The following is a 25,099-nucleotide window of genomic DNA, read 5'->3' on the forward strand; positions in this document are numbered from 1 at the left end:
AACACAATTTTAGTTTAGTATTTACACATAATTGAAGATAGGATAAACGATGGCTGGAGGTAAAGAAACGACCCGGCAGAAGATGATTAACATCATGTATCTGGTGTTGATTGCGATGCTTGCATTAAATGTGTCTGACTCGGTGTTGAACGCTTTCCGTAACTTAAAGGAAAGCATGAACACGGCGAAGAACAACTCTCAGGCAAGTATCGATCAACTCTTCTCAACGTTCGAGGCCACTAAAATGAAAGAATCGCCAGAAAGAGCTCGTCCTTTGTTGGACACGGCTAACGCGGCGAAAAAATATTCTGACGATCTGAACAGCTATGTTGAGGATCTGAAGAGCCAAATGGTCAAAGAAGGCGAAGGCATGGATCCGGAAACCAATGACGTTACCAAACGCTCAGATATGGATATTGCGCCTCGCATGATGATTAACGAAGGTAAAGGTAAAGCCCTGAAAGCAAAGATACAGGAGACGCGTGCCAAGCTGATTGGTCTGCTTAATAAGAAGGATCAGGCCAGCGTAACGTTTACACTGGATGCTCAGGACGGCAAAAAAGGAACCTGGGAGCAATCAAACTTTGGTGATGGTACGCCGCTTACTGCTGCGTTAACTGTTTTAACCAAAATTCAGGCTGATACCAAGAACGCTGAAACAGAAATTGTAAAACGTGTTTTCGGCAAAATGGATCAGGCTCTGGTAACGCTGGATAAATTCTCTGCGGTTGCAGTAGCGCCAAGCAGCTATGTGCTGTCCGGGCAGCCTTATACCGCTGAGGTGTTCTTGACAGCGTCAGACTCGAAGTCAAGTCCAACCATTACTGTAAACGGTTCTACATTGCCAATTACAGAGGGTAAGGGTAAATATTCGGTTACTACAGGCGCAGAAGGTGTACACACCTGGACAGCGAGCATTACCGTAAAGCAAACAGATGGCACCAGTAAAACTTATACTACGCCAACGCAAACGTATACCGTTGCCCGTCCATCTGCAGTAGTATCTGCAGATAAGATGAACGTGTTGTACATAGGTGTAGAAAACCCGCTGTCTATTTCAGCACCGGGTGTGGCTAAAGGTGTATTGCACGTCAGCATGAGCAATGGCTCGCTTAGCGGTTCTGATGGTAAGTACATTGCTAAAGTAAGCTCAATCGGTGAGACCAACGTTACGGTAACCGGCGAGAAAGGTCAGGTGCTGGGTACAACAAAATTCCGTACCAAGCGCATCCCTGATCCTAAAGCGTTCTTTGCGGGCAAGAGCGGTGGCAACACCAGCGCGGCTAACATCCGTGCACAAGACAGACTGTTTGCCCGTTTGGATGGTTTTGATTTTGATGCTAAATTTAGTGTAACGCATTATACCCTGCTGGTGGTAAAACCGCGTCAGGATGCTATAATTAAACCAGGCAGCGGCAATGTGCTAACTGGTGATATGAAAACCGCGTTGAGCAGCGTAACCCCTGGTTCTACCGTTGTGTTCAGGGATATTACCGCTGTTGGTCCTGATGGTGTGCAGCGCGAAATTGATCCTATTGTGTTATCGGCTACTAATTAAGGAGCTATGAAAAAGAAATTACTAATTGTTGTGCTTTGTTTGTGTTGCGTTGGTGCTTACGCCCAAAAGCGCACCACTACTAAAAAACGCACCGCTGTAAAGAAAACTGCAGCCGCTAAACCGGCTACGCAGACAAGCAACCAATCGGCTGGTAATATCCCGCCGGTACAAACGGTTACAGATACATCGCACAGAGCCACGTTGGCCGCCAAAAAATTTGAGCGCCCGTTAGACGGTTATTATAAAAAAACTAATATCCTGAGCGCAAAAGCTACTCCTTACGCAAACCTGCGCGAGAGCGACGTAGTGTTTTCAAAGCGCTTGTGGGAGGAGATCGACATCCGCGAGAAAATGAACCTTTATATGGGTTCGCCCAAGGCGCGCCTGATCGACTTGATTATGGATGCCGTTGCTGCAGGTGAGTTGACCGCTTATGATCCAACCCCGACTAAAGATGATCCGGGAGGCGACGCTTTTTCAAGACCAATGACCCCGGGAGAAGCCAAATCAAAAATGGCCGACAGCTCATTAGTAAACAAACTGGATTCTTTGGGTAACGTAGTAAGCTCTCAGCGTGTAGCCGGTGAGTTTAATCCTGACAGTGTGGTACGTTTCCGTATCAAAGAAGACTGGTATTTTGATAAACAACGCTCGGTATTTGAGCCGCGCATTATTGGCCTGGCACCGCTGGTTAAGCCTAAAGCCGCTACTGGTTTAGATCTGGATATGCAGCCTGCGTTCTGGATTTATTTCCCTGATGCACGCCAACTGTTGGCTACCAAAGAAGTGGTGAACCACAATAACGACGCCACCGGCTTGAGCTACGACGATGTGTTTATGAAGCGTCTTTTTGCCAGCTATATAGTTAAACAATCAAACGATAAAGACGAGCGTATAAAAGATTATGCCCAGGGGGTAGATCGCCTGTATGAGTCGCAGCGCATTAAGAAGGCGCTGATGGACTGGGAGCTTGACCTGTGGCAGTACTAAAAGAACAAATGAGTGGAGATAAGGTGCAGAGGCACTAAAAAGTCAATCAAACCACTAACCATATCCGGTGCCCTTAGAGGATAAAACTTCTAAGGGCATTTTTATTGAGTGGATCTTATATTACGTCATTGCGAGGAACGAAGCAATCTCTGTACATGCAAATGTATAGGTGTGTCCGATAGTCCTATGCAGAGATTGCTTCGTTCCTCGCAATGACGTTGTGGAAACATACGCTCTCGCAAGTACAAGAGAATTTCCTCACGCGCAATATGAATGTCCGCAGCTTGTTTGATGGGGTGCTGAAACAAGTTCAGCATGACAGTTTTTTAGTGGCTTAATTGCTTTTCGAAAAATACTCCAACACGGCTTTGGCTTGCTTCAGATTCACTACCTCCAACAACTCTTCTTCTGTAGCTTCTTTGATCTTTTTAACCGACCGGAAGAATTTTAGAAGTTTATCTGCAGTTGTTTTGCCGATGCCTGGTATCAATTCCAGCTCAGTTACCAACGTGCCTTTATCACGTTTTTTGCGATGCGCGGTGATGCCGAAGCGGTGGGCCTCGTCTCGCAGTTGCTGGATTATTTTGAGGGTTTCTGATTTTTTGTCGAGATACATCGGGTACTGATCGCCGGGGTAGAACAGTTCTTCCAGGCGCTTCGCAATACCTATTACGGTTACCTGCTTTTCAATACCCAACAGTTTGAGGCTTTTCAGGGCCGATGATAGCTGGCCCTTGCCGCCGTCAATAATAATGAGCTGAGGTAGCTCGCTACCTTCATCCAACGTACGTTTGTAGCGGCGGAAAACGGCTTCCTCCATGGTGGCAAAGTCGTTAGGGCCTTCTACCGTTTTTACGTTGAAGAAGCGATAGTCTTTTTTAGACGGTCGTGCGTTTTTAAATACTACAATGGCCGATACGGGGTATTTGCCCTGAAAGTTAGAGTTGTCAAAACACTCAATGTGCCGCGGCAGCTGGTTCATGCGCAGATCTTTCATCATCTGTGTCAATAGCCGGTCTATCTTTACATCAGGGTTCAGTTTCTCGTATTGGTCAATGCGCTCGGTTTTGAAGAAGATCACGTTTTTCTGAGACAGATCCAGCAGCTTCTTCTTTTCGCCAAGTTTAGGTACGGTGAACTTAATCGTCGGGTCGTCCAGTTCCAGGTCGAACGGTACGATAATCTCTTTTGAATGACTGTTATAACGTTGTCTGAACTCCGATATCGCGAAGCTTAATAATTCTTCATCGCTCTCATCCAGTTTCTTTTTCAGCTCGATGGTTTGCGTTTGGGTGATGGTGCCATTCATCACTTTCAGGAAGTTGACAAAGGCGTATTTCTCCTCGCTGGCAATGCTGAATACATCTACATCGGTAATAGAAGAGTTAACCACGGTTGATTTGCTCTGGTATTTCTCCAGCACATCATACTTGGTTTTAAGGCGATGCGCCAGCTCAAAATCCAGATTTGCAACAGCGGCATCCATGTCGTTCTTGAGTGCTCTAACCACCGCACCAGTTTTACCGTTGAGGATGTTAATGATCTCGTCCAGATTCTTTTGGTAATCCTCCTCGGTCTGGAAGTTCTGGCATGGGCCTTTGCAGTTACCCAGTTGATATTCCAGGCATACCTTGAATTTACCCGCATCAATATTGGCACGGGTGAGCGGCAGGGTACAGGTGCGCAGGGGATAGGTCTCACGGATTAGATCAAGGATGGTGTGCATCATCCCTACAGACCCGTAAGGACCAAGATATTTAGAGCCATCGCGGATGATCTTGCGTGTCCAGAAAATGCGCGGGAAATTCTCGTTCTTGATGATGATCCAGGGGTAGGTTTTATCATCCTTCAGGTTGATGTTATAGCGTGGCTGATGCTTCTTGATCATGCTGTTTTCCAGCAGCCAGGCATCAATTTCGGTATCAACCAGAGTAAAAGTAATATTGCGGATCTTGGATACCAGCATCCGGGTTTTTCCGTTCAGCTGGTTGTCTTTTACAAAGTAAGACGATACCCTATTGCGCAGGTCTTTTGCCTTGCCAATATACATCAGCTCGTTGTTGGCATCCCAATACTGGTAAACCCCCGGCTTATGCGGTATCTTTTTTAATGCTTCCCTGTAATCAAATCGCTCCATACGCCCCCTGTCCCCCTAAAGGGGGAAATAAGTTTTTAACGGAACTTCGGATTTTTCCGACCTCCGGACTACAAAATTAATTAAAAACTTAACTTCTTATCAGCCTCTGTAGTGCCTTCCTGTTGTTGCTGATAGGCATTGCAATCCAGTACGGTAGTAACACCATTTTTAGGTTGTGCAAAGTCGACATTACGTTTGATGCCCAGCGAAGGGTCATTATAAACCCGTTTCATATAGCCAGCCCAAATAGGCAGTGCAGAATTGGCGCCTTCGCCCATACTGGTGCTGCGGAAGTGGATAGCGCGATCCTCGCAACCCGTCCACACGCCGGTGACCAATTGAGGTGTAATGCCGATGAACCAACCGTCGGAGTTGTTTTGGGTAGTGCCTGTTTTGCCTGCTATTGGGTTACTCAGGCCATACTTATAGCGCATTCGCGAGCCAGTACCGTTTTCAATAACCCCTTTCAGCATATAGGTCATCACGTAAGCAGTCTCTGAGTTGAGCACCTGTTTTACGTTAGTATGTTGGGTATAGAGTATGTTGCCGTTTTTATCTTCGATGCGAAGCAGCCAGGTGGGCTCGTTCCAGATGCCCTGGTTGGCAAAAATGGAATAAGCGCCGGTCATATCAAATACAGAGGCATCAAATGTACCCAGGCAGATAGATGGAACCGGATCTACCGGCGAGGTAATGCCTGAGTTTTTGATCAGCTTGGCTACTTCAATAGGGCCAACCTCTTTCATTACGTGGGCGGTTACCCAGTTTTGCGAGAAGGCTAGCGCTGTGCGCAATGTGATCATGCCCGGCTTAGTTTCAGACGGAGACGAACCCGGACACCAGGCTTTGCCATCATAATAAATGGTATCGGGCACGTTGTTTACCTGCATGCAGGGTGAGTAGCTGTTTTCCATCGCCACTGCATAAGTAAACGGCTTAGCGGTTGAACCCACCTGACGGGTACCTTGTTTAACCTGGTCATATTTAAAATGCTCAAAGTTGATACCTCCCACCCATGCTTTAATATAGCCGGTGGTTGGGTCCATACTCATCAGCGCGTTGCGCAATAACATTTTGTTGTAAACAATAGAGTCAATCGGCTTCATCACCGTATCAATTTTACCGCGCCAGGTAAATAGCTCCAGGGTATCAGGCGTGTTAAAATTCTCCCTTATCTCTTCTTCAGATTGTCCCTGGGCTTTCAGTTCACGGTAGCGGTCGCAATTGCGCATGCCCTGATCCAGCAGTTGCTTAAAGTTAGGAACGCTTTTCCATAGACTGATACCTTTCCAGTGTGCATTGAATTGGGCTTGCAGCGTGCGCATGTACTCGGCCTGGGCCTCTTCTGCATATTGCTGCATGGTGGCATTGATGGTGGTATAGATTTTCAAACCATCACGGTCCAGATCCCACTGGCTGCCATCGGCTTTGGTGATGCCGTGCTCGCTCAGGATCTTTTGAATATAGTCTTTAATAGTTGCACGGAAGTATGGCGCTAAACCTTCATTATGGTCAATGCGATGGAAATGCAGTCCCAGCGGTTTGGCCTGAAACTCTTTGGCTTGCTCATCGCTTAGTTTGCCCTCTGCAGCCATACGGCCCAGTACAAAGTTACGGCGACTCAGCGCACGGTCTGGGTGACGGATGGGCGAGAAGTAGCTCGGTCCGTTTACCATGGCCACCAGCATAGCCGCCTGGTCTGGCGTTAACTTATCTGGCGTAGTATTAAAATAAGTCCGTGCGGCAGATTTGATGCCGAAGGTGTTATACGCACCAAAATCAACCGTGTTGAAATACATGGTGATGATCTCTTCTTTGGTATACTGGCGCTCCAGCTTTACCGCGGTGATCCACTCTTGCAATTTTTGGATGATACGTTTAAACTTATTGTGAGAGCGTTCTGAGAAAAGGTTAAGCGCCAGCTGCTGCGTAATGGTACTACCGCCCTGTTGTTTACCAACAGCATTATAAAGCATCATGGTAAATGCACGCTGGAAATCGATCCCCGAGTGCTCCATGAAGCGGTTGTCTTCGGTAGAGATCAGTGCGTTTACCAGGTTTGGCGATAGCTCTTTGAAAGTTACGTTAGAGCGGTTTTGAACATAGTAACTGCCCAGTGGCGTGCGGCCGTCGTCGCTTAAAATCTCGGTGGCCTGGTTGCTTTTAGGGTTTTCAAGATCGCGGAAGGATGGCAAAGCACCAAATAGACCGAAACCCGTAGCCAGAAAGAGCAGCACAACAATGGCAAAACCGCCGATAACGACTTTCCAGATGATGCCGTTATACCTTTTTATATCTTGAGGGGCAAGCTTAATAATCATTTCTAGTAGTTTTTCTGGTAATAGCTCACGTAGCTATCCAGCGTTTTTTTGTCGGCTAATTTATTCAGATTTTCCTGGGTAATAATAAAAAAGCTGTATTTATCTGCGGGCACCTTCATAATCTGCGGCATCAGCGGGATAATACCGCGTGTGTAAACTTTGGCGGTTTCCAGGTTATTAAACACACCAACGTAAATCAGCTGGTTATCGGCACCCACATCTTTTAACTGGTGCTTGATGCCGGCACTGGCATAGTTAACCCGATTATACTGCCCGATACCAAAACGCGAAGATGCCAGGTTAGTTGTGGCAGTAGCTACATTTACCACAAAATAATAATGTGTGCTATCGCGCATGTTAAATATAGAAGGCTCTTCTACCGGTTTGGCAGGTGGCGCTATGGTTTGAGGCGGATTGTTTGCCGGAGGCGTTGTGACCGGTGGCGGTACACTGGCAATGGTATCTGTTGGCTTTAACTTAGTAGGTGCTGTTACCGGCTTGTTGTTAACCAGGGTATCAACCGGTTTTTTAATAACCGGAACAGTGACCACAGGTGGCGTTACTGCCGGCGGCGTAACGGCAGTTGGCTTAGCCGGAGCAATAGCAGGCTTGGCCGGTGCCGGAACGCTTTGTACTGGTTTGTTCTGTGCCAGCTGTGGTGCCGGTTGTTGGGCCATTGCGGGGATGAACGGCGCTTCGTTCGGGTCGTTATCCATCAACGCGAAGGGGCGTTTGGCCATGGCCTCTTTGTTGGCGTCTATATATAATATATGTTCATTAATCAACGGAACAATAAGCCTATCGTTAGGGTAGGCAGTGGTTACCGCCAATAGTTCGGCGCGGAACGGCTCCAATTTCTCCTGGTGACCGTTGGCAATCACTCTCAGGTAGGCCAGCTGAGGTGCCAGTTTATTGTCAGGGTACTGCTTTAATAAGGCATCGGCACGGGTAATGGCCTCGGCATACTGACGGCCGGCCACCAGATCATATACCTGGTTATAGAAGGCGTTGAACTCTGCGTCCTTATCATCCAGTTTGCGGGCATAGTCAGGATCGGTAATTACCTTGGCATAAACGCTGTTTGGAAAATCTTTTAATAACAGATCCCGATAGATCGACGCTTTCGGATCATTCAACTCTGTATACAGGCGATACAGGTTATAATAGATCATCGATTTATTCGGGTCATTAGGAAAGCGCGAGAGCAGCGTTTCATAACTCTCTACGGCCTCTTTTTTATCTTGCAAAATATCACGGTAGAAATTGGCGATGTCCAGATAGGCATTATAAATGCGCTGGTTGGAATGATCTATCTGCTCTGGCGTGCGCGGGATGCTTTGCTCCAATACCTGGCGATAATCATGTGCGGCCACGCCCTCGGCACTTTTCTGGATCTGGTTAGGTACGGTATTCTGATCTACGTTTTGCGCCAGGTTAGTGGCATTGGCGGTCATGTTGCTGTTTGAGCGCTTGCTGCGGCGCCAGTTATCTTCCAGGTGACGGTTGCCCCAGCGCTTTTTAAAATCGGTAAAACCCTGACTAACGGCTCCGGCATTATAAAAATAAAATGAGCTGCCGGTGGTTGTATTTTGATTCCCTTGCGGCGTTGTCATTCCTAAATTATTAAATGGACTATTCTGACTGGCAAACGGGTCGCCACTTGCTGCGGCCTGTTGCTCTGCTGCCTGCATTTGTTTCAGGTGATTGGCCGCCATTTCATCAAGGCGGGCCTTGCGGGTAGCCTCATCCAGTTTGGCCAGCGTTTGCAAGGTGTCTTCATAAGATATAATATGCAGGCGGTCTGCCAGTACCTGCAGGTTCTCCGCTTTTTTTTGGATCAGCGTATACTCGGGATATGAAGGCGACAAGCTGGTGAGCGTGCTATCATAATATTTTTTAGCCGCCACATAGTTGCCTTTGTTTTTAAAGTTGATATCGGCCAGGCGCAGATAGGAGAGGCCTTTCTGATTTTGGTTGCGTGTACTTTTTCTTACCGATAGCTGCAGATTTTTCACCGCGGCATCAATATCATTATTGGCCAGGTTAAGCAGTGCCATTTGGTAATAGATCTGATCAATAAACTCCGCGTTCTTATCATCGCGCAGCAAACGGATCAATCGCTGCATCCGGGTAAGGCCCACGCCCTGGCGGGCATCTTCCAAGCGGATGCGGTTCAGGTTGGCATTAAAAGAGAGCTCGAACGAGGCGTTACTTTTTTCTACACGCATGTAGTTGGCATAAGCATCGGCCGGTTCATGGTTCAGCTCCTGCAGTTGCGCCAGGATGAACGTCCAGCGCAGGCGTTGCGTGCTGCTGCTGGTGTGTTTAAGGGCCAACTTTAAATGTTGCTCGGCATCGGGGTAGGCGCCGGTCTCCATATCAAAGGCTGTGGCCGTAGCATAAGCATCGGTAGGCAAGCCTTTTTTCTGTTCCGCATTTTTCAATACAGAGTCAAGTACAGACCGGGCCTCGGGCATTTGATTGAGGTAGATGAGCGAGCGCACCTGCCAGATGCGTGCCTCTTGTTTCAAGTCTGCCCGTTTGGGGAACGAGTTGACAACATACCTGAAATACTCTACCGCATTATAATAATGGCGGTACAAATGGTTGGCCTTGCCCAGCACCAGGTACGCATCGCCTATATAATGGCTCTGCTCTTTTATGGCAATAATGTTGTTGGCTTTGGCAATGGCAGCATCCAGGTCTTTATCTGTTGCAGGCACGGCCACGGTATCACGGTAAATGCTGAGCAACTCGGCGTAGTTATCTATATAGGTCTGCTCGTAATCGAGTTGTTTTTGCTGTAATATCTGGTTGGCGTTGAACAGAATGTTGTAGTGTGCTGTAAGATTTTGCAATCCGCGGTTTACTGCACTCTCTTTCTCGAGCGAGCAGGCGGCCAAAAAAAATAGCAAACAAAGGGAAGTTAACAGGTATAGGATAGATGTTTGGTTGCGCTTCAAGGCTTAATTTCGGTATATTTATATATTGCTAATTTACTAAATACATTATAACAGGATCAATAAATTTGCAACATGGATGAAAATGAACGCAAACTAGGCAAGGCTGGCAGCGATTATGCCAAGTACACCGGGCTGGGTTTCCAGATGGTGGTCATCATCGGGTTGATGAGCTGGGGAGGGTACGCTATAGACGAGCATGCTAAACACGATACCAAGTGGGTAACTGCGGTGATGGCTTTAGCGGGCGTTTTTATATCTTTGTACATTGTTATAAAATCAGTTAGTAAACAAGATTGATCCGCGTTAGTATTTCCTTCCTTATTTTTTCTGCAATTATTGCTGTGCCGCCGCTTGTATTATCATATATGGGGCATGCAGAACTACTTGATCCTGCCTTTTGGAAGATGTTTGGCTTTTTCTTCCTTGTTACCACCTTAGTGTGTGGCACCGTAATTTTCGGGCAGCAAAAAAACGATAAAATGGGCGTACAGTTGTTTTTGGCGGCAACTACCATAAAGCTGTTAGCCTGTATGATTTTTGTGTTAATTTATTTGCACAAAAAGCCCCATAATTCGCTCCATTTCGTGTTCAGCTTTTTTTATTTGTATTTAGTTAATACAGGTTTTGAAATATATGGGCTATTGTGTAACTTGCGCGACCAAAACGGAAAGTAAAAATCTTCAATTAAATGGATTTTAAGCACATTTTCAGATCAAAAAAAATCACCTTAAGCGTTGTTTTAAGCATTTTTTTATCGGTATTGACATTCAAAACTTTTGCTGCGCAAGGTGAAAACGGCCCTGCAGAAGCCAAAAATGCCGAAAAGGAGGCCTTCAATCCAACAACTGCAATTCTAGAACACATCGGCGACTCGCATTACTGGCATGTAGGCGGCGAATTGTACATTCCACTGCCAGTAATACTGTTTACAGATAAGGGTACTGAGTGTTTCATGGTTGATAAACTTGATCACGGCAAGGTTGCTTATCAGGGTAAATATTATACCTACAAATTAATAGAAGATAAAATAAAAGTAGTTGATGCTTCAGGTAACCTGGATAAAGCTGCTTCTTATCATATCTATGATTTCTCTATCACCAAAAACGTACTGGCTTTGTGGATTGCCTCAATCGTGCTGTTGCTGATTTTCTTCAGCGTGGCTAAGGCCTACAAAAAACGCGAAGGCCAGGCGCCAAAAGGCTTCCAATCGCTGATTGAGCCGGTGATTATGTTTGTGCGCGACGAGATTGCCCGCCCTAACATTGGTTACCGTTACCAAAAGTACATGCCGTTTCTGTTAACCATCTTCTTCTTTATCTGGATTGTTAACCTGATGGGTTTGATCCCGATCTTCCCGGGTGGTGCTAACGTAACCGGTAATATCCTGTTAACTTTTGTATTGTCATTCATCGTAATGCTGGTGGTTAACTTTAGTGCTAACAAGTACTACTGGAAACACATCTTCAGACCAGATGTACCGCTGTGGTTGTATCCAATTATGATCCCGGTAGAGATCATCGGCGTAATCTCTAAGCCATTCGCCTTGATGATTCGTTTGTATGCAAACATCTCTGCAGGTCACATCATCGTGCTGAGCTTAATTGCGCTGATCTTTATCTTTAAATCGCTGATGATTGCGCCTGTATCTGTAGCCTTCGTATTATTTATGGATGTGCTGGAGTTGCTGGTTGCTTTCCTGCAGGCGTTTATTTTCACGATGCTTACTGCGCTGTTCATTGGTACAGCTGTTGAGGAGCATCACCATTAATTAGTACATAATTATACATTATATTTTAACCCTTAAATTTTAACAAAATGACTGGAAGTATTGCTGCATTAGGTGCAGGTTTAGCTGTAATCGGTGCTGGTATCGGTATCGGTCAGGTTGGTGGTAAAGCCATGGAAGGTATCTCACGTCAGCCTGAAGCTTCTTCTAAAATTCAGACTGCCATGATCATCGCTGCGGCCCTTGTAGAAGGTGTTGCTCTGTTCGGTGTGGTAGTTGCGTTATTGGGCAAATAATTTGCCAAAACAAAACACAGCACGGTAGCGGTTGGCAACCGGCTGTGTTTTACTTAAATTGTAAAAATTTAAAAATCAAGATCTAATTACATATAATGGAAGAGTTATTTGACGGCTTATTAAACGACCACCTTGGTTTTGTTGTTTGGGCTTTAGTTGCGTTTGTATTGTTGCTGATTTTACTGGGTAAATTTGCCTGGAAGCCAATTATGAATGCCATCGGCGAACGCGAGCGCTCTATTGAAGACGCTTTGCTGAAAGCTGAAGCTGCAAAACAAGAAATGGCGTTGTTAACTGCCGAAAACGAATCTTTATTGAAAGAAGCACGTGCCGAGCGCGATCGTATTCTGTCTGAAGCTCGTCAGCTGAAAGATCAGATCGTTCATGAAGCTAAAACTATTGCACAGATTGAAGGTACCCGTATGATTGAGAACGCTCGTTTGGAAATCAACAACCAGAAAGCTATTGCCCTGGCTGATGTTAAAAACCAGGTAGCTACTCTTTCAATTGATATTGCCGAGAAAATTTTGCGCAAGCAGTTTGAAGATGCCAGCAAACAGGATGCGCTGGTGGCTGATCTATTAAAAGAAGTAAAGCTGAAGTAATTTCGAATTGCGGATGTGGAATTTAGGATTTAAATTGCCGAATTCCTGAAACCCAATTTTGAAACAGTAAATACGAAATCGAAAATTCGAAATCCGAAATAAAAGATGTCTGAACTAACAGTTGCAACCAGGTACGCCAAATCGTTAATTGATCTTGCTACAGAGCAGAAAGCGCTGGAGCTGGTGAAAACCGATATGGATGCTTTTGTAAAAACCGTACGTAACAGCACTGAGCTGCAGGCGGTATTGGCAAACCCCATTATTGCACACGATAAAAAGAAAAAAATACTGGATGCGCTGTTTGCTGCAGGCTTCAACAAAACAACTGCAGCTTTTTTACGCATTATGGTTGATAAAGGCCGTGCCGGGATTTTATTTGTAACCGCACAGGAGTTTGTTAATCAGTATAACGTAATCAAAAATATCATTAAAGCTACTGTGGTATCGGCTGCGCCGCTTTCTGAAGAAAACAAGAAACAGCTTACTGCCGAAGTACAAACCATCACCGGTGGTACCGTTGTGTTACAGGCCAAGGTTGATCCAAGCCTGATTGGCGGTTTTGTGCTTAGCGTTGGCGATCGTCAGATCGATACCAGCGTATTGGCGAGCTTGAAACGTATAAAGAAAGATTTTGCCCAAAAGGTAGTTCTATAATTAATTGAAACTAACACTAAAAAAATAAAAATTAAAAATGGTAGAGGTTAGACCAGACGAAGTATCGGCAATCCTGCGTCAGCAGTTGTCGGGCTTTAAGTCAGCAACTGAATTAGAAGAAGTAGGTACTGTGCTTCAGGTAGGTGACGGTATCGCACGCGTTTATGGATTAACAAAAGTACAGTCGGGTGAGTTAGTGGAGTTTGAGAACGGCCTGCAAGGCATTGTACTTAACCTGGAAGAAGATAACGTGGGTGTGGTATTGTTAGGTCCGTCTGAAGGTGTTAAAGAAGGTGACACTATTAAACGTACCAAAAAAATCGCTTCTATCCGCGTAGGTGAAGGTATGCTGGGCCGCGTAGTTAATACGCTGGGCGAGCCTATCGATGGTAAAGGCCCTATCGCCGGTACAACTTACGAGATGCCACTTGAGCGTAAAGCTCCGGGTGTTATCTACCGTCAGCCGGTAAACGAGCCACTGCAAACTGGTATCAAAGCTATCGACGCGATGATTCCAATTGGCCGTGGTCAGCGTGAGCTGGTTATCGGTGACCGTCAGACTGGTAAAACTGCGGTTTGTATCGATACCATCATCAACCAAAAAGAATTCTACAAAGCAGGTCAGCCTGTAATTTGTATATACGTTGCTTGCGGTCAGAAAGCTTCTACCGTAGCTAACATCGTGCGTACGCTGGAAGAGAACGGTGCTATGCCATACTCTATCATTGTAGCAGCTAACGCATCAGATCCTGCTCCAACCCAGTTCTTCGCGCCATTTGCGGGTGCTGCCATCGGCGAGTACTTCCGTGATACCGGTCGCCCGGCACTGATCGTTTATGATGATTTGTCAAAACAAGCTGTTGCTTACCGTGAGGTATCGTTGTTGCTGCGTCGTCCACCGGGCCGTGAGGCTTATCCAGGTGACGTATTCTACCTGCACAGCCGTTTGCTGGAGCGTGCCGCTAAAATCAACGCTAACGATGACATCGCTGCACAGATGAACGATTTGCCGGAGTCAATCCGTGGTATCGTTAAAGGTGGTGGTTCATTAACCGCGCTGCCAATTATCGAAACTCAGGCTGGTGACGTATCTGCTTATATCCCAACTAACGTAATTTCTATCACTGACGGTCAGATCTTCTTAGAGTCTAACCTGTTCAACGCAGGTGTGCGTCCGGCTATCAACGTAGGTATCTCTGTATCTCGTGTAGGTGGTAACGCTCAGATCAAATCAATGAAGAAAGTTGCCGGTACCTTGAAACTTGACCAGGCCCAGTTCCGTGAGCTGGAAGCTTTCTCTAAATTCGGTTCAGACCTTGACGCTTCTACCAAAAACGTAATTGATAAAGGTGCCCGTAACGTAGAGATCCTGAAACAAGGTCAGTTTGCTCCGGTAACTGTAGAAAAACAAGTTGCTATCATTTACGCAGGTACTAAAAACCTGATGCGTAACGTGCCTGTAAACAAAGTACGTGAGTTTGAGGCCGAGTATACCAGCCAGCTGGAGCTGCGTCACCCTGAGGTGTTAGCCGCCCTGAAAGCAGGCAAATTTGATGATCAGTTAACAGGCGTACTGGAAACAGTAGCTAAAGAACTGGCAGGTAAATACTAATAATGTGCAAATGTGCGGATATGCAAGATATGCAGATGATTGCATGATCCGCACATTTCAAAATAATACAGGCAATAATCTGCACATCTGAAATTTGCACATTCAATAAATGGCTAATTTAAAAGAAGTAAGAAACAGGATATCATCCATCAACTCAACGCAGCAGATCACCAAAGCCATGAAAATGGTTTCGGCAGCAAAGCTGAAGAGAGCTACCAATGCCATTGTACAGCTGCGTCCGTATGCCGAGAAGCTGAAAGAGCTGCTGGGCAACCTGTCTGCCAGTCTGGAGGAGGGTTCATCACCCTTTTTGCAGGAGCGCGAACCGGTACGTGTGCTGGTTGTTGTGGTAACCTCAAACCGTGGTTTGGCCGGTGCCTTCAATACCAACGCCATCAAAACGGCTAATAACCTCATAGCAGAGAAATACAGCAAGCAGTTAGCTGCCGGCAATGTATCTATCGTTGCTATTGGTAAAAAAGCACAGGAGTTTTATCAGCGCCGTAACTACAACGTTATTGGTAACAATAACGAGGTTTACACCAACCTTAACTTCACCACTGTTTCTGCAGTTACTGAAGCCATTATGGAAGGTTTTGTAAACGGTAAGTATGACAGGGTAGAGTTGGTATACAACCACTTTAGAAATGCTGCCGTACAAATATTAGTTGCCGAGCAGTTGCTGCCAGTGCCAAAAGCTGAGGCTAAAGCATCAGTAAAAAACACGGCTGCATCACAGGTTGATTACATCCTGGAGCCTTCTAAAGAAGAGATTGTTGCCGAGTTGATTCCTAAAAATATCAAAGTACAATTGTACAAAGCGGTACTGGATTCACATGCTTCAGAGCACGGCGCCCGTATGACCGCGATGGACAAAGCTACCGACAACGCCGGCGAATTGTTGAAAGCCCTGAAGCTTTCTTACAACCAGGCGCGTCAGGCAGCCATCACCACCGAGCTGACAGAGATTGTGAGCGGTGCGGCAGCCTTATCAAACGGTTAATTTTATCCAATCAAGATAATGATAGGCCATCCTGTAAAGGGTGGCCTTTTTTGTTGGTCTCAAATATGTCATGCTGAACTTGTTTCAGCACCCCATCTGCAAGTCCGGCAGGCCGACTAACTTGGTATGTGGGGTCCCGAAACAAGTTCGGGATGACCTGAAAAGCAGATAACAAAAAAATCCTCTCCCCACGGGTTACTTTTCCTTCTCATCCTGTATCAATAAGAAAATAAACCACACATCCTCAGCGTAAAACGCCGGCCGGCTCAATTATAAAAAGGGTGTCTCTTAAAGACCAACAAAAATCTAAACATCATGAAAACAAAATTATTCGTGCTGCTGGCCGGCATCGTACTGCTTGCCTCATGCTCGGGCTCAAAATCAAAATACGAGGTAGCAAATACCAGCGCATCCGCTGCTGATACGGCAAGTAATTATTCGGCGGCAGATAGTGTCGCCAGCCCCAAACTGGTTAAAACGGCCGAAATGCGTTTCAAAGTCAAGAGTGTAGATAGGGCCTCAGAAGAAGTGTCAGCGCTTACAGGTAAGTTCAACGGCATGATTACACATCATCAAATGAATTCAAGCGTTGAAAGCAGTCACGATATCCGGAAAAGCGAAGATTCGATAATGCGGGTTACAGCCTTAAATACTACTGCTGATATCACCGTAAAGGTCCCCTCAGAAAAACTGGATGACTTTATGACGCAAGCAGCCAAGTTGGGCACTTACGTAAGTCTGCGCCGTATGGATATTGAAGACAGAACGCTTGACTATTTATCGGCCCGGTTAAAATTGCAAAGCAGGAAGGAGGTGATTAGAGGGCAGAAAAAAGGTAAAGTAGTTATTAAACACGCAGAGGATGTGATGGCGCTAAAAGACGATATGATAGATCAGCAGATCAATAATCAGCGTATTGATCAGGAAGTAAGATACAGTACGGTGAGTTTGAGTATCTATCAGAATAATACAATTACTACAGAGGTGATAGCCAATGATAATCCGGATGCTTATCGCTTGCCGTTCATAACCAGAGTGGGCCAAAGTTTGGCAGACGGGTGGGATATATTTAAAGAGCTGATTATAACGCTTTGTAACCTTTGGGTACTAATTGTTATTGTTACAGGTGCGTTTTTTATCTTCCGGAGATATAGACACCGTGCTGATGAGACAAAGCCATTACCTGCCGTTTAAAAAAATGAAACAAATGCGGGTAATTAGGTAAACATTTTTATTTTTGTGCCGATAAAAAACTGAAAGCAATGAACAACACAGATGCAGCTAATTCACCAAGCCACTACATATTAATCACCTTAGCCGTTATTATTGGCTTAGCGGGTGTTTACGTTCGTTTTGTTGGCGATCAGACCGTTAACACTACTTCTATCATTGGTAACGTGCTGATGATTTTGGGCACTGTTGTAGCACTGAAAGCTGTTTTCTCTATCCTGAAAGGCTAGTTAGAACACAACGATATAAATGAAAAGCGCCTCAGGAGATCCTGAGGCGCTTTTTTGTTTTTTGTCTCAAACGTGTTGTCATCCCGAACGATAGTGAGGGATCTTTTCGGCTTTGTATCCCGGCGCTCCGAAAAGGTTTTTTCACTTCGTTCAAGAGAGTAGTTCTCCCGTTGGTCGAGATGACATTTTATATTACTCTTATTCTTTCGCCTTCGGCCGGTATTTTGACTCTTTGAGGATGTTCTGCGCGTCATCATCCGCCATTAATTCTTCCAGCTTAACGTCAGGATGCTTGTCCATATACTGGCGCACAATTTGCCAGCCGGTCCACACGGCCAGTTTCGGTGCCGATTCGTTTTTTTCGCCCAGTCCCGGAGTGAACGGGGCTTCGCTCAGGTACTTGCCCATTTTTTGATCGTCTACCTCATACAAAAGGTTCTCGCCTAAAAAGTAACCCCAGATCTGCGATTTAAAATCTTCGCACCATTTCAATTGGGCATTGGTGTAGCCAATCTTGGTGCTGTCGGCAGCGTCCGGCAGTAGCTGGTCCATGGCGTAGAGGATCTTGCCATTGTAGATCATTTTAGCCAGCAGTGTTTTATCGTTATCGCTTTCGGGATATAGGTCTTGTGTTAAAAGCCCTTCTACCACGCGTGGAGCCATATTCTCCGGTGTAAACCGGCGAGAGATATAGTGCGGATAAGCATTGATCAATGCCGGATAGAATTTAGAATCGGCCCCCAGAAACTCGTCCAGACCAATGCCGAAATAGTTATTGCCGATGGTAGTCTGCGCCTGGAAACCTGAGAAATAAGCATATACCTTAGGCAAAGGCTTGCGCGGAAAATAATAACGGATGCGGCGAAAGGCATCGGTCAACTCTATATTCTGTTTATCTACGTTGGGGTAGATCGAGTCGACCGCATGTTTCAGGTCCTTATAAGCTTGCGTGGCAAACACTTTGCGCAGGGTGGCAAAATAGGCGGTATCATTAGCATTACCCGCCTGTAAAACGCGTTCAATAAAATCCTGGTAAAAGGCGCCGTACTTTTTGTGCAGAAAAAGTGCCTGTTGTGCCATAGGCTTGCGGCTCATATCGTCAAAGTCGTGGTCAAAGCGTTCAATCTTCACGTTGACGTCAATATTGCTCACATCAACTTTTTTGTTGTGCGAGCAGGACGCCAGCAGGAGACCAAAAGCAAAAATTAAGTAAATTTGCTTTGTTTTACCGGGGATGTTCATCATTTTCATGCTTCGGCAAATTTATAAATTTTAGCCGGGTGCCACCCGCGCATATTTCTACCATATATCATGAAGATAGCATTAGCACAACTTAACTACCATATAGGCAATTTTGATTCGAATACTGATAAGATCATCACCACTATTCGTAAGGCCCGCACTAAGGGTGCAGATCTGGTGGTGTTTGCAGAATTATGTGTGTGCGGATATCCATCGCGCGATTTCCTGGAGTTTACCGAGTACATCGAGCTATGCGAAGCCGCTGCCCAAAAGATTGCTGCCGAGTGTACAGACATCGCCTGCATCATCGGCATCCCGACGGAAAACCACATGGCCGAAGGTAAAGATCATTACAACTCGGCATACTTTATAGCTGATGGTAAGGTACAGGCGGTGGTTAATAAGGCTTTACTGCCAAACTATGATGTGTTTGACGAGTATCGTTATTTTGAGCCATCAACCCAGTTTAATTGTATCGATTTTAAGGGACACCGCATAGCGCTGACCATTTGTGAAGACTTGTGGAACACGCTAGAGAATCCGCTATACGTTAATCGTCCGATGGATGAGCTTATCAAGCAACAGCCCGATGTGATGATTAATATTGCGGCCTCACCGTTTGCTTATAACCATGATGAGGAGCGCATTGCCATCCTGAGCGATAATGCACGTCGTTATAACTTGCCGTTGTTTTATGTGAACCATGTAGGCGCACAAACAGAGCTGATCTTTGACGGTGGTTCGCTGGTATTTGATAATGCCGGTAACATAGTAGATGAACTGCCTTATTTTGAAGAGGCTATCACTTATTATGATCTGAAAGATAAAGCCGCGATTGAGCTGTTGCAACCATCTACCGCAAAAGAAACCCGCCAGAGCGATATAGAGCAGATCCATCAGGGATTGCTATTGGGCATACGCGATTATTTTTATAAATCGGGCTTTAAGAGTGCTATCCTGGGTTTGTCAGGTGGTATTGATTCGGCCGTAGTATGTGCCCTGGCTGCTGAAGCCCTCGGGGCGGAGAATGTAATGGCGGTACTGTTACCTTCAAAATTCTCTACCGATCACTCGTTGAAAGATGCTGAGGATCTGGTAAAAAACCTGGGCTGTAAACATGAAATAGTGCCGATCAAATCCATCACCGATTCGTTTGAGGAGGCCCTGCATCCGCAATTCAAGGGACTACCGTTTAATATTGCTGAAGAAAATATCCAATCGCGCAGTCGTGCGGTAGTACTAATGGCCATGTGTAATAAGTTTGGCTATATCCTGCTCAATACCTCTAACAAAAGTGAGGCTGCGGTTGGCTACGGTACACTGTATGGCGATATGTGCGGGGGGATTTCTGTTTTGGGGGATGTTTTTAAAACACAGGTTTACCAGTTGGCCAACTATATTAACAGAGACCGCGAGATTATCCCGGTTAACTCTATTGTAAAACCACCGTCGGCAGAACTTCGTCCTGATCAGAAAGACAGCGACTCATTGCCGGAGTACGATATCCTGGATACTATCCTGAAAGAATATGTAGAGAACCGTCAATCGTCAAAGGCCATCATTAAAATGGGTTATGATGAGGCCACAGTACGTCGCGTGATTCGCCTGGTCAACATTGCCGAGCATAAGCGTTACCAAACGCCGCCAATCCTGCGTGTGTCGCCAAAAGCGTTTGGCATGGGCAGGAGGATGCCTATTGTAGGGAAATATCTTTCTTAACACCCCTCCCGGCCTCCCCGAAGGGGAGGAGTTTCTATCAAGTATTAAGAATTCCTCCCCTTCGGGGAGGTTAGGAGGGGTGCTTAAACCTTTTACTCCCTGCTTTGTCTAATAGAGACTAGAAAAAGAGAGGAGTACATATCTATGAAAAGGAATATCTGGGGCATGCTGGCGCTGTTGGCCGTATGCCTGCTGGCTGCCTGCTCAAGCTATACTTATTACTCGGTTGGTAACGCCAACAATCTGAGCCAGTATAGTACCTTCGCCTGGCTACCGCCATTTAACAACACCCGCAATCCTTATTACGACAATGATGTAGCCGATCAGCGGATTAAAGATCAGGCTACGACCGATCTGGAAAGCAGGGGACTGCGCCTGCGCGACCGTAATCCTGATTTGCTGGTGCGCTATTCTATTATGGTAAATACTAAAGTGTCTACCTATAACCAGCCGATGTATAGCTACAATTGGGGCGGCTATTATCCGTCATATCGTTATTACGGAGGCCGTGGTTTCTATTATCGTTATGGTGGTGCTTACCCGGTTTATGTAGGTAGTGAAATTTACCAGGTACCTTACAAAGAGGGCACATTGATCATCGATCTGATTGACCGTACAACGCACAAAGTGATCTGGCGTGGTTATGGCATTGGCGTAGTCAATAACCCTGAAAGCGCGGTGAATGATTTGCCGAAAGTAGTTAACGGCATTCTGGAAAAACTGCCGCTCAACAAGATGAGGTAGCAAAGAAACTTACTGAAAACAAGAAGTCCCTTTTTAAGCAAAAAGGGACTTCTTGTTTTTTCTGATATACCAGATGCCTGCCGTTAGTGCTAAGAATACCAGGAAATAAACCCAGGTATCAAGCGGACAACCTGTTTCATCTAGCGGGTCAGTACTAGTGCCTGTACCATTATTATCACATGGAGTGCCCGGATCTGCCATTGACAAAAACGGAATCGCTACAAACATTAAAAACGGAATTGCGTTCCTGAAAAATTTTCTCATCGTTTCTGCTCTATTTCGCTTTCGTGATTTTCTTCTGTCCCACTAAAGTTTGTGTTGCATTATCTAAAATCTGTACAACGTAAACTCCGGGCAACAAGTTACCAATGTTTTCTTGTATATGGTTGCCGTCAGTCACTTTATTTAGTTTTAGCTGGCCACTACTATCAAACACCTTAACCAGCACCTGGTTTGGTATGCTACTGTTATTTAATTTAACGTTCAGGTCGCTAATAGTTGGGTTGGGGTAAACAGTTAAAGCATCCCCGCTAGAGGTACTGTTATCAAAGTTGACAGTTATGGGTTTACTGTAGCTAATGTTTTCAAACGGATCATTCTGTTGTAATCTGTAGGTGTTTACACCAGTTGATGGTGCTTTATCCAGCCAGGTGTAAGTGCCCCGGCCATCGCTTTGCATACCATAAATGGATATGAACTGCTGTGTACCGTCGGCCTTTTGAACGCTGAAAGTTGTAAGGTTTTGCTCATTCTCTACCCGCCAGGTTAGTTGTATGCCATCTTTTACCTGCATGCCGGTAAAGCTGAGTAAATGGTAATTTAAGCCAGGTTTTTTGTGAAACGCCAGCTCAAAACGGTTGGTGCCATAAGAAGCAGTATCGCTGGTGATGTTAAAATTGTATCTTTTGTAAAGACTGATTTGTAAGGAGTCTTTTTTGTAATGATCAATCAGGAAGGCGTCGTAACGGGAGTCAAGTGTTTCAATCCCATAAGCAGATATGGTATCAATACCAGTAGAGCTAATTACGTTTGCATAGATTTTAACACGGGTAGTAGAATCAATGCTTTGCATATGATTAATGGCCAGCAAGGTACTGTTGCCTTGAGGATAGGTGCCCAAGGTGGCAATATTTCCATTGCCGGCTAAACGGTAAACATCAAATGAATCCTCGTATTGGTTTTTGCCGTCAAACATTACAATAGCTTCGTCTCTGTTTATGGAGTCTTTAGCCACCCGCAGTTTTACGTATTGAGTTACCTTCTGTCCAACCGGCACACCCATCAATGGACTATTGCTAAAATTGGGGCTTGAGGTTGATTTGCAACTTTCATTGAAGGTTAATGTGGACGAAGTTTGACCGCTTTTAACCTGTACAAAGAAGCCTTGTCCACTCATAATAAGGTGACTGGCATTATTGGTGGGCGAAACTGTCCCAAGGGCCGCCGGAATATAAAAGCCATAGTTTTTGCTGGCGTAATCAAATACGGCTATTACGCCTGTTAAATTTGGGCCATAAACTCCTGTCGTTGAGGTGGTGGTGTTAAACGTGTCCCAATCAATAGTTGATGGGTAAGGATTGCCTACCAGGTTATAACCTGTTCCAACAGCAGATCTGCTGGGGTTACTGCTGTTAAACCACATCTTAGTTACAATCTGCCCGGTATTGAGCTTGCCCGAGGCAGACATAGTAGAATTATCCACAGCAGCATAAGAACCACCAACTCTTGACGCCTTAGTGGGGGTAGAAGTTGATGTGCCCGTATTACTTACGTTATTGCCCACATAATACACCATAAAGCCATTGCCGGCATATAAGCTTGCAGCGTTTGCAGAAGTAGAACCGTCATTATATAATACCTGATTACTGCCGTTGTCAAGTTTGGTTATGCCTTTAAAGTTTCCAGAGTTAAAAGAAGTGTTAGATGATGCTACGGTTTCCTGATACAGATAAACGGTTGAATTGGCGGTGCCCGAGGCCGGAGAATACGTAAACCCTCCGCCCGACGGACCAGATGTGAAAATTCCGGTTACACCGCCGCTATTTGTGTTGAGGTAGCTCAATGTGTAGACACCGCCCGAAAGTCCTGTTGTAGATACGGGAGAAGAAATTAAACGATAATTACGCTTAGAATCTGCCGTGGTGCCACTGGATTGGCCCGCAAGATAACGCTCCACATTGTAAGTGCCAATTATGGCATTGGTCGAACTGCCACTCATATCACCAATTGCTGCTGAGCCATTGGCGTCAGATTGTAAGGTAAAAGTTCCGACATTATTTACAGTTGTTTGATACTGGTTGCCGAACTTTATTATAGAGGTAGAACCTAAGTACATAGTTCCTGTATTGTAAACCGTGGCTCCCGTACTTTGATCTTGAGGCTGGCTATTTAAGGTGACTGTACAAGATGACCCGGAGGTGCCGAAATACATCTTGCCTGAGTTTTTGATTTGCGGACCAAAGTTTGTAACAGAGATTGATGAGCCGCCGTCAATTGTAAAGCTTCCGGTACCCGCTCCTGATATATAAGGTTTGTTAGGACCTGTGATAGCTAATGAAGAAGATCCGTAAATGTGCAGGTTGCCAGTACTTGAATTACTCAAATAGCTTGGATTTCCAGTTAGTGATATGGTACAACCCGTCAAATTGACTGTGCCGGCAGATGCTGTTATGTAGCTGTTATTGTTAGGTAGTGATATGGTACAGGTTGTAAATGTTGACGTATTGCTGGTATTGGTAAAAGTACTCGATTGTGTTTGTGAAAAAGTAGAATTACTTAGACCAAATGTACCGGAGTTGGACATGGTGACGGTGTTACTTGCCTCAGTCCAGTTTACATAAGTGCCGGCAAACGTTCCTGTGTTGGTAAACGAGCTTTGAAATCCAGGTGTAAATGTACATCCGGTTGAGGATGTGCCATTTATATTTAACGTACCGCCATTATTGACGGTTGTACTGTTCCCGCCACTATAAGAAGCTCCGGCATTGAAGCTAAAAGTATGCCCTGTGCTAACAGCAAAGGTTACGTTTTGGGAGGCAGTAAAAGTACCGCTCAGATTAGTAGCCCCGTTACCTGAGAATGTTATGGATGTAGTGCTACTGCTACCCACACTTATACCACTACTGATTTGAAAAGTTGTACTACTTGCTGCATTAATTACAGCCGTAACACCATTGGAAATTGTAACGGCACCTGAAGCTGTAAGATTGGCTGATAAGTTTACGGTTACAGAGCCAGATATGGTCAATGTTCCGCATATAACCGCAACGTCAACGGTAGGTGATTTAAAAGTTCCCGTTAGAGGTATAGTTACGTTATCTGTTGACAAATGTGGGTAGGTGCCGCCTGTCCAGTTTGAAGTATTGCTCCAGTTAGAATTGGTGCCTAGTCCCGTCCAGGTATAAGTAGCAGCAGATGCTTTGCCACATAACAACACCAGCCAGGTCATTAAAGTCCAAATAAGTAAACTCTTTTTCAAAATCAGTAATCTTTAATCAATAGTAATGCAAACCTCATGCACAAACGGCGCAGAAATTACCATCGTAAAAATAATAATAAAAAAAACGCTGTTTAGCTATGGTTAAACAGCGGTGTGAAGTGTAAAGGTTAATTAAAGTACTGATGTTTAGCTTGTTGTGATTTTTTTATTGGGGAAAAATGTATCCATATCGTGTAATTTATTCCCCAGTGTTGTAAGGTTGTGCAATAAATTGTAAAGTTTGAATGTTTTAACAATCAGGGGATTAACTATTGGTTGGAGTTTTATCTATACGTTATTTTTTTGGCGCTCTTGCGGGAGGGCTCGTCCGCATGGTAGTGCGGTCGCTGCTGCGCACTTTGCTTTTGCCGCCTTGGACAGACGGGCGTTTGGTGGGAGTGTCGGATGGGGACGGTTGGCTTTGGTTGGCTTTGTTATTTGTCACGCAGAGGAATAGAATCCCGGCGGCGGGACTATGGAGGTGAAATGACAAACAAGAGGGCTGTCAGTCTGAGCTTGTCGAAGACTCGCGCGGAGAGGCCCACCCACCATGCTTCGACGGGGCTCAGCATGACATCCTTTTTTAACTTG

General features: G+C 45.3%; 19 protein-coding genes. 13 read left to right on the forward strand and 6 right to left on the reverse strand.

Annotation, left to right across the window (positions count from 1 at the left end):
- The first annotated feature begins 49 nt into the window (after positions 1-49).
- Both gldM and gldN read left to right on the forward strand, forming a co-directional pair.
- Positions 50-1,558, forward strand: coding sequence for a gliding motility protein GldM (gene gldM / locus ABZR88_RS04140; RefSeq protein WP_107829964.1), 1,509 nt, complete (start codon positions 50-52; stop codon positions 1,556-1,558).
- A gap of 6 nt (positions 1,559-1,564) precedes the next feature.
- The gene (gldN, locus tag ABZR88_RS04145) at positions 1,565-2,548 is read left to right on the forward strand and encodes a gliding motility protein GldN (protein WP_107829966.1); all 984 of its coding nucleotides are present in this window, start codon (positions 1,565-1,567) and stop codon (positions 2,546-2,548) included.
- A 334-nt stretch (positions 2,549-2,882) separates the two neighbouring features.
- On the opposite strand, the gene uvrC is transcribed toward gldN, so the two are convergent.
- The 3 genes from uvrC to ABZR88_RS04160 all read right to left on the reverse strand — a co-directional run bounded on the left by uvrC (position 2,883) and on the right by ABZR88_RS04160 (position 9,969).
- On the reverse strand, positions 2,883-4,685 hold the full coding sequence (gene uvrC / locus ABZR88_RS04150) for an excinuclease ABC subunit UvrC (RefSeq protein WP_107829968.1): 1,803 nt from the start codon (positions 4,683-4,685) through the stop codon (positions 2,883-2,885).
- 80 nt (positions 4,686-4,765) lie between these two features.
- Entirely contained in the window at positions 4,766-7,006 is a 2,241-nt protein-coding gene (locus tag ABZR88_RS04155) for a penicillin-binding protein 1A (RefSeq protein ID WP_107829970.1), read from the reverse strand.
- Positions 7,007-7,008: 2 nt separating this feature from the next.
- Positions 7,009-9,969, reverse strand: coding sequence for a tetratricopeptide repeat protein (locus ABZR88_RS04160; protein WP_146166578.1), 2,961 nt, complete (start codon positions 9,967-9,969; stop codon positions 7,009-7,011).
- Between the two features lie 72 nt (positions 9,970-10,041).
- Here ABZR88_RS04160 and ABZR88_RS04165 point away from each other — a divergent pair, with 72 nt between their 5' ends.
- From ABZR88_RS04165 to ABZR88_RS04205, 9 genes are all read left to right on the forward strand, one after another.
- Entirely contained in the window at positions 10,042-10,266 is a 225-nt protein-coding gene (locus tag ABZR88_RS04165; RefSeq protein ID WP_107829974.1) for an AtpZ/AtpI family protein, read from the forward strand.
- A gap of 463 nt (positions 10,267-10,729) precedes the next feature.
- A complete protein-coding gene (gene atpB, locus ABZR88_RS04170; RefSeq protein ID WP_369434705.1) occupies positions 10,730-11,737 on the forward strand; it encodes a F0F1 ATP synthase subunit A in 1,008 nt (335 codons plus the stop codon).
- A 47-nt stretch (positions 11,738-11,784) separates the two neighbouring features.
- Positions 11,785-11,991: an ATP synthase F0 subunit C gene (atpE, locus tag ABZR88_RS04175; protein WP_107829980.1), complete on the forward strand. Its 207-nt coding sequence runs from the start codon at positions 11,785-11,787 to the stop codon at positions 11,989-11,991.
- 95 nt (positions 11,992-12,086) lie between these two features.
- Positions 12,087-12,596: a F0F1 ATP synthase subunit B gene (atpF, locus tag ABZR88_RS04180; RefSeq protein ID WP_107829982.1), complete on the forward strand. Its 510-nt coding sequence runs from the start codon at positions 12,087-12,089 to the stop codon at positions 12,594-12,596.
- A 105-nt stretch (positions 12,597-12,701) separates the two neighbouring features.
- Positions 12,702-13,250 carry an ATP synthase F1 subunit delta gene (atpH, locus tag ABZR88_RS04185; RefSeq protein WP_107829984.1) on the forward strand — a complete coding sequence of 183 codons (549 nt, stop codon included), beginning with the start codon at positions 12,702-12,704 and terminating at the stop codon, positions 13,248-13,250.
- 37 nt (positions 13,251-13,287) lie between these two features.
- Positions 13,288-14,862, forward strand: a complete 1,575-nt coding sequence (gene atpA, locus ABZR88_RS04190) for a F0F1 ATP synthase subunit alpha (protein WP_107829986.1) — start codon at positions 13,288-13,290, stop codon at positions 14,860-14,862.
- A gap of 109 nt (positions 14,863-14,971) precedes the next feature.
- Entirely contained in the window at positions 14,972-15,865 is an 894-nt protein-coding gene (gene atpG, locus ABZR88_RS04195; protein ID WP_107829989.1) for an ATP synthase F1 subunit gamma, read from the forward strand.
- 315 nt (positions 15,866-16,180) lie between these two features.
- Positions 16,181-17,059, forward strand: a complete 879-nt coding sequence (locus tag ABZR88_RS04200) for a DUF4349 domain-containing protein (protein WP_107829991.1) — start codon at positions 16,181-16,183, stop codon at positions 17,057-17,059.
- Positions 17,060-17,127: 68 nt separating this feature from the next.
- A complete protein-coding gene (locus tag ABZR88_RS04205) occupies positions 17,128-17,325 on the forward strand; it encodes a hypothetical protein (protein WP_107829993.1) in 198 nt (65 codons plus the stop codon).
- 198 nt (positions 17,326-17,523) lie between these two features.
- Here the strand turns inward: ABZR88_RS04205 and gldB are convergent, their stop codons facing one another.
- Positions 17,524-18,576 (reverse strand): gliding motility lipoprotein GldB, encoded by a 1,053-nt coding sequence (gene gldB, locus ABZR88_RS04210; RefSeq protein WP_342748749.1) that lies wholly within the window; start codon positions 18,574-18,576, stop codon positions 17,524-17,526.
- 60 nt (positions 18,577-18,636) lie between these two features.
- Here gldB and ABZR88_RS04215 point away from each other — a divergent pair, with 60 nt between their 5' ends.
- On the forward strand, positions 18,637-20,286 hold the full coding sequence (locus ABZR88_RS04215; RefSeq protein ID WP_107829995.1) for an NAD+ synthase: 1,650 nt from the start codon (positions 18,637-18,639) through the stop codon (positions 20,284-20,286).
- A gap of 144 nt (positions 20,287-20,430) precedes the next feature.
- Entirely contained in the window at positions 20,431-21,030 is a 600-nt protein-coding gene (locus ABZR88_RS04220) for a DUF4136 domain-containing protein (RefSeq protein WP_107829997.1), read from the forward strand.
- Positions 21,031-21,063: 33 nt separating this feature from the next.
- Here ABZR88_RS04220 and ABZR88_RS04225 read toward each other — a convergent pair whose 3' ends face one another.
- Both ABZR88_RS04225 and ABZR88_RS04230 read right to left on the reverse strand, forming a co-directional pair.
- Complete coding sequence (locus ABZR88_RS04225) at positions 21,064-21,294, reverse strand: hypothetical protein (RefSeq protein ID WP_146166579.1); 231 nt, start codon at positions 21,292-21,294, stop codon at positions 21,064-21,066.
- A gap of 10 nt (positions 21,295-21,304) precedes the next feature.
- The gene (locus ABZR88_RS04230) at positions 21,305-24,508 is read right to left on the reverse strand and encodes a T9SS type A sorting domain-containing protein (RefSeq protein ID WP_146166580.1); all 3,204 of its coding nucleotides are present in this window, start codon (positions 24,506-24,508) and stop codon (positions 21,305-21,307) included.
- Positions 24,509-25,099: the final 591 nt, after the last annotated feature.

Origin of the sequence: Mucilaginibacter yixingensis (genome assembly GCF_041080815.1) — a bacterium.
In the GTDB taxonomy this organism is placed as follows: Bacteria; Bacteroidota; Bacteroidia; order Sphingobacteriales; family Sphingobacteriaceae; genus Mucilaginibacter; species Mucilaginibacter yixingensis.

Bases quoted from the DNA above. Each gene is read 5' to 3' on its own strand.
- gldM (WP_107829964.1), top strand. From the start codon at position 50: ATGGCTGGAGGTAAAGAAACGACCCGGCAGAAGATGATTAACATCATG.
- gldN (WP_107829966.1), top strand. From the start codon at position 1,565: ATGAAAAAGAAATTACTAATTGTTGTGCTTTGTTTGTGTTGCGTTGGT.
- uvrC (WP_107829968.1), bottom strand. From the start codon at position 4,685: ATGGAGCGATTTGATTACAGGGAAGCATTAAAAAAGATACCGCATAAG.
- ABZR88_RS04155 (WP_107829970.1), bottom strand. From the start codon at position 7,006: ATGATTATTAAGCTTGCCCCTCAAGATATAAAAAGGTATAACGGCATC.
- ABZR88_RS04165 (WP_107829974.1), top strand. From the start codon at position 10,042: ATGGATGAAAATGAACGCAAACTAGGCAAGGCTGGCAGCGATTATGCC.
- atpE (WP_107829980.1), top strand. From the start codon at position 11,785: ATGACTGGAAGTATTGCTGCATTAGGTGCAGGTTTAGCTGTAATCGGT.
- atpF (WP_107829982.1), top strand. From the start codon at position 12,087: ATGGAAGAGTTATTTGACGGCTTATTAAACGACCACCTTGGTTTTGTT.
- atpH (WP_107829984.1), top strand. From the start codon at position 12,702: ATGTCTGAACTAACAGTTGCAACCAGGTACGCCAAATCGTTAATTGAT.
- atpA (WP_107829986.1), top strand. From the start codon at position 13,288: ATGGTAGAGGTTAGACCAGACGAAGTATCGGCAATCCTGCGTCAGCAG.
- atpG (WP_107829989.1), top strand. From the start codon at position 14,972: ATGGCTAATTTAAAAGAAGTAAGAAACAGGATATCATCCATCAACTCA.
- ABZR88_RS04200 (WP_107829991.1), top strand. From the start codon at position 16,181: ATGAAAACAAAATTATTCGTGCTGCTGGCCGGCATCGTACTGCTTGCC.
- ABZR88_RS04205 (WP_107829993.1), top strand. From the start codon at position 17,128: ATGAACAACACAGATGCAGCTAATTCACCAAGCCACTACATATTAATC.
- gldB (WP_342748749.1), bottom strand. From the start codon at position 18,576: ATGAAAATGATGAACATCCCCGGTAAAACAAAGCAAATTTACTTAATT.
- ABZR88_RS04215 (WP_107829995.1), top strand. From the start codon at position 18,637: ATGAAGATAGCATTAGCACAACTTAACTACCATATAGGCAATTTTGAT.
- ABZR88_RS04220 (WP_107829997.1), top strand. From the start codon at position 20,431: ATGAAAAGGAATATCTGGGGCATGCTGGCGCTGTTGGCCGTATGCCTG.
- ABZR88_RS04225 (WP_146166579.1), bottom strand. From the start codon at position 21,294: ATGAGAAAATTTTTCAGGAACGCAATTCCGTTTTTAATGTTTGTAGCG.